The organism is Streptomyces sp. Ag82_O1-12, assembly GCF_900182715.1.
In the GTDB taxonomy this organism is placed as follows: domain Bacteria; phylum Actinomycetota; class Actinomycetes; order Streptomycetales; family Streptomycetaceae; genus Streptomyces; species Streptomyces massasporeus.
In genome coordinates this window covers 6,448,226-6,460,754 of sequence record NZ_FXUW01000001.1, presented here as the reverse complement: position 1 = coordinate 6,460,754, position 12,529 = coordinate 6,448,226, and the positions used below count along the sequence as shown (strand labels likewise).

12 protein-coding genes are annotated in these 12,529 nt (G+C 71.9%); 6 read left to right on the top strand and 6 right to left on the bottom strand.

All coding sequences use genetic code 11. From position 1 onward, the window contains the following. Window positions 1-151: 151 nt before the first annotated feature. Entirely contained in the window at window positions 152-709 is a 558-nt protein-coding gene (locus tag QOL88_RS29605) for a DUF6082 family protein (RefSeq protein WP_097221342.1), read from the top strand. A 275-nt stretch (window positions 710-984) separates the two neighbouring features. Then, a complete protein-coding gene (locus QOL88_RS29600; protein ID WP_037818801.1) occupies window positions 985-1,212 on the top strand; it encodes a hypothetical protein in 228 nt (75 codons plus the stop codon). Window positions 1,213-1,470: 258 nt separating this feature from the next. On the opposite strand, the gene QOL88_RS29595 is transcribed toward QOL88_RS29600, so the two are convergent. Next, a complete protein-coding gene (locus tag QOL88_RS29595) occupies window positions 1,471-2,631 on the bottom strand; it encodes a citrate synthase/methylcitrate synthase (protein ID WP_097221341.1) in 1,161 nt (386 codons plus the stop codon). Between the two features lie 110 nt (window positions 2,632-2,741). Between QOL88_RS29595 and QOL88_RS29590 the strand changes: the two genes are divergently transcribed. The 4 genes from QOL88_RS29590 to QOL88_RS29575 all read left to right on the top strand — a co-directional run bounded on the left by QOL88_RS29590 (window position 2,742) and on the right by QOL88_RS29575 (window position 7,536). After that, entirely contained in the window at window positions 2,742-4,040 is a 1,299-nt protein-coding gene (locus QOL88_RS29590) for a citrate synthase (protein WP_097221340.1), read from the top strand. Between the two features lie 53 nt (window positions 4,041-4,093). Continuing rightward, window positions 4,094-5,038, top strand: a complete 945-nt coding sequence (locus tag QOL88_RS29585) for a ferredoxin family protein (protein WP_097221339.1) — start codon at window positions 4,094-4,096, stop codon at window positions 5,036-5,038. Window positions 5,039-5,182: 144 nt separating this feature from the next. Beyond that, complete coding sequence (locus QOL88_RS29580) at window positions 5,183-6,856, top strand: sensor histidine kinase (RefSeq protein ID WP_097221338.1); 1,674 nt, start codon at window positions 5,183-5,185, stop codon at window positions 6,854-6,856. Then, window positions 6,856-7,536, top strand: a complete 681-nt coding sequence (locus tag QOL88_RS29575; RefSeq protein WP_097221337.1) for a response regulator — start codon at window positions 6,856-6,858, stop codon at window positions 7,534-7,536. Before QOL88_RS29580 ends, QOL88_RS29575 begins: the two co-directional genes overlap by 1 nt. 72 nt (window positions 7,537-7,608) lie before the next feature. Here the strand turns inward: QOL88_RS29575 and QOL88_RS29570 are convergent, their stop codons facing one another. The 5 genes from QOL88_RS29570 to QOL88_RS29550 all read right to left on the bottom strand — a co-directional run bounded on the left by QOL88_RS29570 (window position 7,609) and on the right by QOL88_RS29550 (window position 12,179). Then, the gene (locus QOL88_RS29570) at window positions 7,609-9,201 is read right to left on the bottom strand and encodes a monocarboxylic acid transporter (RefSeq protein ID WP_097221336.1); all 1,593 of its coding nucleotides are present in this window, start codon (window positions 9,199-9,201) and stop codon (window positions 7,609-7,611) included. After that, entirely contained in the window at window positions 9,198-9,758 is a 561-nt protein-coding gene (locus tag QOL88_RS29565; protein ID WP_097221335.1) for a DUF485 domain-containing protein, read from the bottom strand. The genes QOL88_RS29570 and QOL88_RS29565 overlap by 4 nt, the downstream gene beginning before the upstream one ends. 68 nt (window positions 9,759-9,826) lie before the next feature. Then, entirely contained in the window at window positions 9,827-10,510 is a 684-nt protein-coding gene (locus QOL88_RS29560; RefSeq protein WP_097221334.1) for a response regulator transcription factor, read from the bottom strand. Further along, window positions 10,507-11,658 carry a sensor histidine kinase gene (locus QOL88_RS29555; RefSeq protein ID WP_097221333.1) on the bottom strand — a complete coding sequence of 384 codons (1,152 nt, stop codon included), beginning with the start codon at window positions 11,656-11,658 and terminating at the stop codon, window positions 10,507-10,509. Before QOL88_RS29555 ends, QOL88_RS29560 begins: the two co-directional genes overlap by 4 nt. Beyond that, the gene (locus QOL88_RS29550; protein WP_097221332.1) at window positions 11,655-12,179 is read right to left on the bottom strand and encodes a DUF1453 domain-containing protein; all 525 of its coding nucleotides are present in this window, start codon (window positions 12,177-12,179) and stop codon (window positions 11,655-11,657) included. The genes QOL88_RS29555 and QOL88_RS29550 overlap by 4 nt, the downstream gene beginning before the upstream one ends. Window positions 12,180-12,529 lie beyond the last annotated feature (350 nt).

Sequence of the window (12,529 nt, the reverse complement as noted above, 5' to 3'; positions counted from 1 at the left end):
CTTCCCTCCGTGCGCCTCCTCTCCGCCTCCCCGCCGATCAGAGCCGCTCGGCACTCTGGGAGACGGCAAGCGCCGCCCACCGCTCGCCGGTCCCCTCCAGTCGACCCGCACCCCGACGACCGGCGGACGGCCGCCTGAACCGGGGGTTGACATGACCACACAGAAATTTGGGTTCCGAGGGCTGAGGGCCACCGCCTCGGCAGGGATGGGCCTGGCGGCGGGTGCCGCCGTCGCCCTGGCCCTGCAGTGGCCCGCGTTCCACGCGTTGCGCGCCCGGATCGAGCACCTGGAGCAGGCCGCGCAGTCGCAGCGCCGGACCAATTTCGCGCACCAGCAGCGTCTGCACTGGGAGTTGCTGAGCAAGGCGATGGACGATCCGGAACTGGCCGAGGTGCTCGACGCCTACGACGGAACCGTCTCCCCGAGGAAGCAGCGCCAGTTCCTCTTCGCCAACGCGCTGTACACCAACGCCCTGTGCTACTACCGCATGGGCAACGTGACCAGAGAGGAGTTCTTCGGCTTCGCCCGGAGCATGCTGCAGAACCCCCTATTCAGGGAGTACTGGTACGCCACCCGCCCACACCGGGCGACACTCGTCGACACCTCCGACGAGGCCGGACTGGGCCGCATGGTCGACGATCTGCTCGTGCAGTTGGAGGAGGCGGACATCGACGAGTGGTGGGTGGTCGGTGACCCGCCGGTCGAGTAGCTCCACGCCCCGGCCGTAAGCACCGCACCTCACGGATCACTCTCCGGAACGGATCACACGGCTGGGCGGTAACGAACCCATAAACCGGCGCGTTTCCCCAGGTGCCCACAAGGTTGACTACTGCGCATCCCGCGAACCGGGTCGACCACCGCCGAACCGCCGCTCCACGCCGCCCGGTTGTCGAGGCCGCGGCCCCACAGGGCCGCATCGCACCGCAGGCGCAGTGCGCACCACGCCTCGAGATCAAAAGGAACGCAAGAACAGTGAGCCATATCATCCGTCGGATTGGCACCCCTCCCAGCGCCCGGGGCAGTGCGACTGGTGCCAATTGCCCCGATATCTTCGAGCTGTCCGACGGCAGGTTCGCTGTGATCGGCACGGACCTCACCGAAGAACTGGACGGGAAGCTTCCCGCCGACGCGTCCAGGGCGGACTACGAGCGCATCGTCGTGGTCTCGCGCAGGACCCTCATCGACGCCAAGGGCGACATCCCCGACGCCTGATCCCGTCGGTCACCCACGGACCCGACGCGAAGGCCCGGCACCTTGCGGTGCCGGGCCTTCTCCTCGACGACGGCCACGACGGCGCCGCCCACCGCCTCACCGGCCCAGCCCCCCATCACCAACGCCGGACAGGTCGCCGCGATCGGAAACGCCCTCGGCCGCGACCTGCGCTTCACCGAGCTGCCCCCGCACGAGGCCGGCCCCGAACTGTTCCCGCACGTCCCGCCCGGCATGCTCCGCGCTCTGCGGCGCCCTCGCTCAGGCGGGCAACGGTGCCGGCGCCTCCGGCCCCACGTACCGCGCCACCGGCCTTATGATCTTCGTGTCCTCCGCCTGCTCCAGGATGTTGGCACTCCAGCCCACCGCGCGCCCGGCGGCGAAGGTCGGGGTGAACATCTCGCGTGGCAGGCCGCAGAGTTCCATGACCACACCCGCGTAGTACTCGACGTTGGTGTGGAGTTCCCGGCCGGGCTTCAGCTCCGCCAGGATCGCCTCGATGTGACGCTCCACCTCGACGGCGAATTCCACCCGCGGCCCGCCGAACCCCTGGGCGACCTCGCGCAGCATGCGGGAGCGAGGGTCCTCCGTGCGGTAGATCGCGTGCCCGAAGCCCATGATGCGCTCACCGGCGAGCACCCGCTGACGTACCCAGGGGTCGATACGGTCCGGGGTGCCGATCGCGTCCAGGGTGTCCAGCGCGCGGCTGGGCGCACCCCCGTGGAGCGGCCCCGACAGCGCCGCCACCGCGCCGGCGAGGCACGCCGCCACGTCCGCACCCGTCGACGCGATGACCCGGGCCGTGAAGGTTGACGCATTGAATCCGTGATCAATGGTGGAGATCAGGTACTGCTCGATCGCCCGCGCGTGCGGCTCGGTGGGCACCGAACCGGTCAACATGTACAGGTAGTTCGCCGCGTAGGACAGGTCCTCCCGCGGCTCCACCGGCTCCAGCCCCTCGCCGAGCCGACGCAGCGCGGCGAGCAGCGTGGGCACCGCCGCGGCCGCCTCGATCGTGTCCTGCCGGCGCCGGTCCGCGTCGATGTCGTACACGGGCCGGAACCCCTTCGCCGCACCCAGCAGCGAGAGGGCTGTACGCATCCCGGCGAGCGGGCCGGAGCGCCCGCCGGCCGCGGCGATGGCCGGGAGCGCCGCTCGCACCTCGTCGGGCAGCCGACGCAGCGCGGCGGTCTCGGTCGCGAAGGTCGCGCTCCGCGCCGCGTCCGGCAGTTCGCCGTGGACGAGGAGATGCCAGACGTCCTCGAAGCCGCGGGTCCGCGCGAGGTCGACGGCCGAGTACTGCCGGTAGTGGTAGAAGCCCTCCAGACCGCGGACGTCACCGATCCGAGTGTCGGTGACGACGACACCGGCGAGCCCTCGAGGCACCTCGAGAAGAGTGGCTGCTGACCTGTTGACGGACATGACTTCCTCCCTGGACTTGATTCGACTGTCCATGATTGACTCAACGCCTGTCAATATTGATTGAATCAATACATCAGTCAATGGGCCGGTGGACGGATACGGTGACCCCCATGCGCGATCAAGAGCCCGCCCCCATGGACGCGGAACGGCGGTTGAGCACCAGGGAGGCCGCCGAGCTGCTCGGTGTGAAGCCGGAGACCGTGTACGCGTACGTGAGCCGCGGCCAGCTCAGCAGCCGACGGGTGAGCGGCGGGCGGGGCAGCACCTTCGACGCCGGGGAGGTCGAGGCGCTCGCCCGGCGCAACAGGCGGGACGGCTCGAGCGGTTCCGGCTCCAGCGGTTCCGGCTCGGGCAGCTCCGGCGGGGGCGATTCCGGTGGCGAGCTGTCCGTCCGCACCCGCCTCACGCTCATCGAGAGCGACCGCTACTTCTTCCGCGGTGTCGACGCGGTCGACCTGGCCACACGGCACACCTACGAGGAGGTCGCCGAGTGGCTCTGGACGGGCCGGATGCTCCCGGGCAGCACCTTCACCGCGCCCGCCGCCTTCGTGGCCGTCGCCCGGCGCGCCGTCGAGGCGCTGCCCGAACACGCCGCGCCCGCCGACCTGCTGCGGGTGGCGACGGTCGCCGCCGCGACCGCCGACCCGCTGCGGTTCGACCTGTCCGAGGACGCCGTGCTCGGCACCGCGCGCACCCTCATCCCCACGCTCGTCGCCGCCCTGCCGCCGAGGGGACACGACCGCCGTGACGAGGGCCCCATGGCCCACCGCCTGTGGACCCGGCTCTCGATGCGCAAGGACCCCGACGAGGCGTCCCTGCGTGCCCTGGACGCCGCCCTCGCCCTCCTCGTCGACCACGACCTGGCCGCCTCCACCCTGGCGGTGCGCGTCGCCGCCTCGGCCCGTGCCCACCCCTACGCGGCGGTCTCCGCCGGGCTGGGCGTGATCGAGGGCCCGCTGCACGGCGCGGCCAGCGGGCTCGCCCACCGGCTGCTGCAGGACGTGCTCGAACAGGGCGACGCGGCACCCGTGATCGCGGACGAACTGCGCGCCGGCCGCCGTGTCCCGGGCCTCGGCCACCGGCTCTATCCCGGCGAGGACCCACGCGCGCGTGCCCTGTTCGCCCTCCTGGAGCGGATCCCGCGCGCGGAACCCGCTCTTCTCGCGGCCCGCGACATCGTCGAGACCACCGCCCGGCACGTCCCGCTGCACGCCAACGTGGACCTGGCGCTCGCCGTGCTCACGGTGTCCTCCGGCATGGCGCCGACCGCGGGCGAGACGATCTTCGCCGTGGCCCGCACGGCGGGGTGGATCGCCCACGCCCTGGAGGAGTACGGCGAACGCCCCCTGCGGATGCGCCCCAGCGGTCTCTACACAGGTCCGAGGCCTCCTCAGGCACTGCCGGAGTAGCGCGGGGCGGGGCCGAAATTCGCAGCGGCCGAAGTCAGGTTAGGCTCACCTCTGTGAGTACGTGTTCAAGCGTCTCCCGGGACTTCGACGAGCCCGTTTCGGGAACCGCGGCCACCGCGAGGACCTGGCTGTTGATCGAACAGCCCGGTCCGTGGGGTGCCAAGGCGCTCACTTCGAGCCACCTGGACCCCGCCCTGGGACGTGCCCTGGAGGCCGCCGCCAAGGACACGGGCGTACGGATCGCGCTCATCCGCCGCCCCGGGCGCCACGCGGACCGCCGCATGCCCACCACGCGCCGGGTGTACGTCGCGCATGTCGTCCCGGGAAACGTGTGGCTGCACAGCGCCTCGACCTCGGACCCAGGACAGCTGCTCGGCCTCGACTTCGTCGCGCTCGGCCGGGGCGACCACCGTACATTCGACGCGCTGCTCGGCGGCCGGCCTCACGACGGTGACCCGCTCGCCCTCGTCTGCACCAACGGCAAGCGCGACCGCTGCTGCGCCCTCCTCGGCAGGCCCCTCGCGGCCGAGCTGGCGACGTCCGGCGTCGAGGGCGTCTGGGAGGTCACCCATCTGGGTGGTCACCGCTTCTCCCCCACGGTGCTGGTGCTGCCGTACGGATACGCGTACGGCCGGGCGGAGGCCCACTCCCTCAAGGAGGTCCTGCACGGAGCCCGGGAGGGGCGGATCGTCGTGGAGGGGTGCCGGGGCAGCTCCGCCTGGGAACGGCCCGGTCAGGCGGCCGAGCTCGCCGTGCGCACCAGGACGGGCGAATACACCGCGGAGGCGCTGAGCGTCGTCCGGACGGCCGGCTCGGCCCCGCGCTGGGAGGTGACCGTCGCCCACACCGACGGGCGCCGCTGGCAGGTCGACGTGGCCCAGGGCGCGGCGCTGCCGGCCCGCCCGGAGAGCTGCGGGGCGTCCGTCCTCGGTTCGCCCGCGCGTATGGACGTGGTGGCGGTGCGCGAGCTGAGGATGGCGACGGCGCTGGCGGGCTGACTTGGCGCAGTGACGCTGTCGGCTCTCGTGCATTGACGCTGCCGGCTCTCGTGCATTGATGCCGCCGGCCATGCACACATTGATCTGGAGATCCACGCCACACCCGTCTAGGGCAGGCAGCCGGCCGCACGTACCGTCTTGGGTATGAGCCCCACTCCCCCCGCACGTCGCCTGCGCCTCGGCCTGCCCCGGCGGGTGTTCTCGCAGGTGCTGCTGATGCAGGTGGCGATCGCCGCGGGAGTCGCGGTGCTCGCGACCGGGTTGTTCCTCGCGCCCCTCAGCAACCAGCTGGACGACCAGGCGATGCGCCGCGCGCTCGCGATCGCGCAGACGACCGCGCAGCAGCCGGAGCTCGCCCGGGACGTGAGGCGGACGCCGCCGTCGCCGAACGGTCCGGTGCAGCGGGAGGCGGAGCGGATCCGGAAGGCCACCAAGGCCGAGTACGTCGTGGTGATGGACTGGCGGGGCGTGCGCTGGTCGCACACGGACCCGAAGCAGATCGGCGGCATCGTCTCCACCGACCCCGGCCAGGCCTTGGCCGGCAAGGAGGTCATGGAGATCGACAGCGGCACCCTGGGCCGCTCCGCCCGGGGCAAGGTGCCGCTGCGCGACAGCGACGGTGCCGTCGTCGGCGCGGTCTCCGTCGGCATCGCCTACGACAGCGTCCGGGCCCGTCTGATCCACGCGATCCCGGGCCTGCTCGCGTACGCCGGCGGCGCCCTGGCCGTGGGCGCGCTGGCCGCGTGGCTCATCTCCCGGCGGGTCCAGCGGCAGACCAGGGACCTGGCCTTCTCGGACATCGCGGCGCTGCTGTCCGAACGCGAGGCGATGCTGCACGGCATCCGGGAGGGCGTCGTCGCCCTGGACCGCACCGGCCGCATCCGCCTCGTGAACGACGAGGCACAGCGCCTGCTGGGCATTGGGGAGACGGTGGTGGGCCGCTCCCCCGACGAGGCGCTCGGCGCGGGCCGTACGGCCGACGTGCTGGCCGGACGCGTGACCGGGACGGATCTGCTCACCGTGCGCGGGCAGCGGGTGCTGGTCGCCAACCGCATGCCCACCGACGACGGCGGCGCCGTGGCCACCTTGCGCGACCGCACCGAGCTGGAGCAGCTGGGCCGCGAACTGGACTCGACGCATGGTCTGATCGACGCTCTGCGCGCCCAGGACCACGAGCACGCCAACCGTATGCACACGCTTCTGGGACTGCTCGAACTGGAGATGTACGACGACGCCGTCGAGTTCGTCGGCGAGGTGGTCGGTGACCACCGGGCCACCGCGGAACAGGTCACGGAGCGGATCGAGGACCCGCTCCTCGCCGCCCTGCTGGTCGGCAAGGCGACCGTCGCGGCCGAACGGGGCGTCGCCCTGTGGGTGTCGGACCGGACCCGGCTGCCTGACCGGCTGGTCGACCCGCAGGGGCTCGTCACCGTCGTCGGGAACCTGGTCGACAACGCCCTCGACGCCGTCGCCGGCACACCGCACGCGCGCGTGGAGGTCGAACTGCGCGTGGAAGGGCGTACGGCGATCCTCAGGGTGCGCGACACCGGGCCCGGGATCCCGCCGGAACACCGCGAGTTGATCTTCACCACGGGATGGTCTACGAAGAAGCCGCCGGCTCACCGCGAGCGGGGTATCGGGCTCTCCCTGGTGCGCAGGCTCGCGGAGCGGCAGGGGGGCAGCGCGACCGTCGGAGAGGCGCACGGCGGGGGCGCGGAGTTCACCGTCGTCCTGCCCGAGGCGCTGGCCGCGCCGGGCCCGGAGCCGACCGTCCTGACCGTGCCGTCAGCTCCGCAGACCACCGAGGAGAAGCCGTGATGATCGAGGTCCTGGTCGTGGACGACGACTTGAGGGTCGCGCGGGTCAACGCCGCCTACGTCGAGAAGGTGCCGGGCTTCCATGTCGCCGGCGTGGCCCACAGCGCGGCGGAAGCGCTGCACCGACTGGAGACGCTGCCCCGGCTGGACCTGGTGCTCCTGGACCACTACCTGCCGGACGCGACGGGGCTGGCGGTCGTCCAGGAGATGCGGCGGCGCGGCGACCAGACCGACGTGATCATGGTCACGGCGGCCCGGGACGTCTCCACCGTGCAGGCCGCGATGCGGCACGGCGCGCTGCAGTACCTGGTCAAGCCGTTCGCCTTCGCCGGCCTGCGCTCCAAGCTGGATGCCTACGCCGAGTTGCGCCGCACCCTCGACGGCGGCGGAGAGGCCGAGCAGGCCGAGGTGGACCGCATCTTCGGGGCGCTCTCGGCACCATCGGAACCCGACCTGCCCAAAGGGCACTCCCCCACCACCGCCGAGCTGGTCCGCCAGTGCCTCATGAACGCGGACGGCCCCCTGTCCGCCCAGGAGATCGCCGAGCGGACCGGAGTGAGCCGTCAGACCGCACAGCGCTATCTGAAGCTCCTGGAACGCACGGGACGGGCCAGACTCACCCTCAAGTACGGCGACGCGGGCCGCCCGGAACACCGTTACGTGTGGGCGACCCGCGGCTAGGGCGACGGCCTGCCCGCACCTCCACGAACCGGTGCTGGGCGCCCTCCTGCCGTGACACCCAAGGCACCGCCCCTACGCCGCTCCGGCACCCGTCAGCGAGCGCACCTCGGTCTCCGCGTGCTTGGCCTCGTCCGGAACCTCTGTCGAGGTGACCGTGCCCAGCCAGCCCGCGAGGAAGCCGAGGGGGATCGAGGCCAGGCCCGGGTTCTGCAGCGGGAAGTACTGGAGGTCGACGCCCGGGAAGAGCGAGTCGGGGCTTCCCGAGACCACCGGGGACAGCACCACGAGCACCACGGCCGGGATGAGACCGCCGTAGACGGCCCACACGGCGCCCCGGGTGGTGAAGCCGCGCCAGAACAGGGAGTAGAGCAGTACCGGCAGATTCGCGGACGCGGCGACGGCGAAGGCCAGGCCGACCAGGAACGCCACGTTGAGATCCCGCGCCAGCAGACCGAGCGCGATCGCCACCACGCCGACGCCTACGGCCGCGACACGGGCCACGGCCACCTCGCTGCGCGGCTTCCCGCCCCGGCGCCGCAGGGAGGCGTACAGGTCATGGGCCACGGACGCCGAGGACGCGAGCGTGATCCCGGCGACCACGGCGAGGATCGTGGCGAAGGCGACCGCGGCGACGATCGCGAAGAGAACCGTCCCCCCGGTGGACCCCGCGCCACCACCCAGGTCGAGCGCCAGCAACGGAACCGCCGTGTTCCCGGCCGCGTTCGACCCTCGCACCGCGTCCGGCCCCAGGATGGCGGCCGCGCCGAACCCGAGCACGATCGTCATCAGGTAGAAGCCGCCGATGAGCCCGATGGCCCAGACGACCGAGCGGCGGGCGGCCCGCGCGGTGGGCACCGTGTAGAAGCGGGACAGGATGTGCGGCAGCCCCGCCGTACCCAGCACCAGGGCCAGCCCGAGACTGATGAAGTCGAAGCGGGCCGTCCAGTCGCCGCCGTACTTCAGCCCCGGCGCCAGAAACGCCGCGCCGTGCCCGCTGCGCTCCGCCGCCGTGAGCAGCAACCGGTCCACATCACCGTGGAAACGCACCAGGACGAGCACCGTCAGCACGATGGTGCCGCCGAGCAGCAGGACCGCCTTGACGATCTGGATCCACGTGGTCGCCCGCATCCCTCCCAGGGACACGTAGATCACCATGAGCGCGCCGACACCGATGACGGTCCAGTCCCGCGCCGCCTCGCTCGTGCCCCCGAGCAGCAGCGCCACCAGGCTGCCCGCGCCGACCATCTGCGCCACCAGATATAGAACGGACACGGTGACCGAGGAGGTTCCCGCCGCGATGCGAACGGGCCGCTCCCTCATCCGCGCTGCCACGACGTCGGCCATCGTGAACCGGCCGCAGTTGCGGACCAGTTCGGCCACCAGGAACAGCACCACCAGCCACGCCACGAGAAAACCGACGACATACAGCAGCCCGTCGTATCCGAACAAGGCGATGAGCCCGGTGACTCCGAGGAAGGAGGCGGCCGACATGTAGTCGCCCGCGATGGCAAAACCATTCTCCATGGGGGAGAACAACCGCCCGCCCGCGTAGAACTCCTCCGCCGAGCCCCGCCGGTTGCGGCTGACCCACGTGGTGATCCCCAGCGTGACCGCGACGAACGCGCTGAAGAGCAGCAGCGCCAGCGTCTGGTGTTCCTCCGTCACGACGTACCACCGTTCATGCCACGCGTCAGTTCCTGTGTGTCCCACCGCAGTTCGAGCGCGGCCCTGTCCCGGCGCAGCCGCGCGTGCCGCGCGTACGCCCAGGTGAGGAGGAACGTGGACAGGAACTGCCCGAGCCCCGCCGCCATCGCCACGTTCACCGCTCCCGCCACGGGCCGGGCCATCAGGTCCGGCACGGTCGTGGCGGCCACGACGTAACCCACGTACCAGGCGAAGAAGACCACGAACGTGGGCACCACGAACCTCCGGTACCGCCGCCGCACCTCCTGGAAAGCCGCACTGCGCTGCACTTCGAGGTACACGTCGGCCGCCGCGACCCTCGCCCCGCCCTCCGTCCGTGCCGACGGAACCACCGCAGGACCCTGCGCCCCGTCACCGGCCGACTCGCCCCACCCGGAGGCGAGGGCGTCGTACCAGGGATCGTCGTACCTGAGCTGTCCGGCCTCATCGGCCGGGACCGGGTCATGACCGTCGAGAGGCTCGACCCAACTCTCCTGGCCGGCCCCGCCGCCACGGGGACGGCCCTTGCTTCGCTGCATGCCCAAGGATGGACAGAACGGGAAGATCCCCGACTCTTCTTCCCCTCGGTCTTCACCCCTTCAGGTGACTAACCCGCTGGTGGCCGTACGAGTCCTTTCGCGTAGGCGTAACGCACCGCCTGCGCACGGTCCTTGAGCCCGGTCTTGGTGAAGAGGTTGTTGATGTGGGTCTTCACCGTCGCCGTGGAGACATGCAGCCTCCGGGCGATCTCCGGGTTGCTGAGACCTTCCGCGATGAGGAGCAGCACCTCCATCTCCCGGGCGGTGAGCCCGTCCGGTGGCTCAGACGGCGCGGCCGGTGCGGGGTCGGCCTGCGCGAGACGCTCCAGCAGGCGCCTCTGGACGCCCGGTGAGAGGCCCGCGTTTCCCGACAGCACGCTGTGCACGGCTCGCACGATCTCGTCCCCGCCCGCGTCCTTGGTGAGATAGCCGCGGGCCCCCGCCTCCAGGGCCGGGAACAGCGACTCGTCGTCCGCGAACGTCGTGAGCACCACGACCTGCGTCCCGGGGTGCTCCGCGCGGATCCTGCGAGTCGCCTCCACACCGTCGCAGCGCGGCATGCGCAGGTCCATCAGCACCACATCCGGGGCGAGTCCGGCGACGAGCGCCACCGCCTCCTCCCCGTCCCCCGCGGCTCCGACGACCTCGATCCCGGGCAGCAGACCGAGCAGCATCACGATGCCCTCTCGCACCACGGTCTGATCGTCGGCGACCACCACCCGAGCGGACTTCGGCGCGGCCTCCTGCGTCATACCGGCACCTTCAGCGTCACCACGAACCCCTCCTCACCCGGCCCGGCATCGAGGGAGCCGCCCAGCAACTCGGCACGCTCCCGCATGCCCAGCAGACCGTACCCGGCGCCCGACCCTGTCAGTTCGCCCGGCGAGCCCCCCGAGTCCCGTACATCCAGGGTCACTTCGTGCGGACGGTAGTCGAGCCTGAGACGCACCTTGGCGCCAGAGGCGTGCTTGCGGACGTTCGTCAGAGCCTCCTGTGCCGCTCTGCGCACGGCCTGGGACGCCTCGGTCGGCAAGGCCCTGCGTTCACCCGTGACGGTGATCTCGGCGCCTCCGGCCGCGCTGACCAGCTCGTTCAGGAAGTCTTCCAGCGGGGTCAGCTCGCCGCGCAGGGCGGAGAGCGCCTGCCGGGTCTCGGCGAGGCCGCCTCGCGCCATCTCCCGCGCCGCGACCACGCGTTCGTGGATCTGCTCCCGTTCCCCTCCCCGCTCGATCAGCAACCGGGCCGCCTCCAGGTGCACGAGCTGAGCCGAGAGGCTGTGCGCCAGTACGTCGTGGATCTCCCGCGCTATACGGGCCCGTTCCGCGAGCGCCGCAGTCTCCGCCTCGGCCGCACGCGCCGCCCGCTCTTGGGCGAGGAGCCGCTGTGCGCTGCCGCGGGCCTCGGCGTCGAGGCGCAGCGTGTAGCCGGCCAGGGCGATGCCGAGGCCGGTGACCACCGTCGTCAGCACGTCGTCGCTCTGGGCGACCCCGTACGCGCCGAGTGCCACTCCAGCGGCGCTCAGGGCGACCGCCGCCGGCAGCCGCTCCAGCGCCGAGACGGCGCAGCCGCACCACATGACCAGGGCGGCGAGGCCGAACCCGGACAGCTGGGCTGCCAGAGCGATGACCTGCAGCAGGGCGAGCGAGGCGAGCGACGGCCACAGCCGGTGCCGGAGCGTGGTCCGGAAGAATGCCCAGGCGAGCAGGGCCGCCAGCAGAACTCCCGCGACGCAGGCCGCCGCCTTCCAGCCGCCCGCGTGGCTGTCGGAGAAGGCACCCCACAGAAGCAGTCCGAGGACCAGCGTCCGCACCGTCCAGGCCAGCATGCACCGGGAACGTGAGAGCCCCTCTCGGCTGAGTGCCTCCCGGGAAGGCCAGCGCGTCCAAACGTTCTCCTTCACACGCGCTCCCTCCCCACGGACCAGGCCGTGCCGTCACCGTACGCCCCGCTCGACGTCACGGTGGGTCGCAGGGACTGCCCGCGCCGGGCGAGGATTCCGGCCCGGACGAGCAGGGTGCCGGCGAGGCCCAGCAGCAGGGCGGAGCTGTCCTGGTGCACGCCCGCCGCTGCTCCGAGCGCGAAGAGACCGGCGCGCAGGGCGATGCCGACGGCCCAGACGACGACGCTCGCCGTGCTGCTCCTGCTCCACACCGTGCCGTTCGGCTCCGCCCAGATGCGAGTGGTCCAGGCCCAGCCTGCTCCCGTGGCCAGGCCGATGAGCAGCTCGGCACCGAGCAGCAGTGCCGAGGCCGTGTGGTGGTGAACGTCGAGCAGGCCGGGCTCGCGCAGCGCGAGGACGACCAGGACCACCGGTAGGAGCCACCAGCGGCGTTCACTGTCGATCCGGCGCGCCCGGAACTGCCGGGCTATCACCACGACGGCAACGAGCACGATCAGCGACGCGTCGACGAGCCCGGACATCACGGCCTCCGTGAGCGAGAAGGGGATATCGGCAGCGGGTGCTGCCGACGCCTTCGACGCTATGGAAATCGCCAGGTCACGGGATCGGAGCGGGGGTGGATCACGGGTGGATCCTCGGTTGTGTGTCTCTCCACCCGAGGGTGGAGAGACGCCGTGACGCGGCCGGGAAGGTGCGGGTGTTCCGGCGCCTCAAGCATGCCGGACCGCTGCGGCACGGGCCGGGGGCCGGAACGCGGCCGTACGCGGCAGCGACCAGGTCCCGGCCCCCGGCCGCACGCGACACCGACCAGGTCCCGAGCCCCCGGCCGTACGCGATACCGACCAGGGTCCCGGATCCCGGCCGCACACAG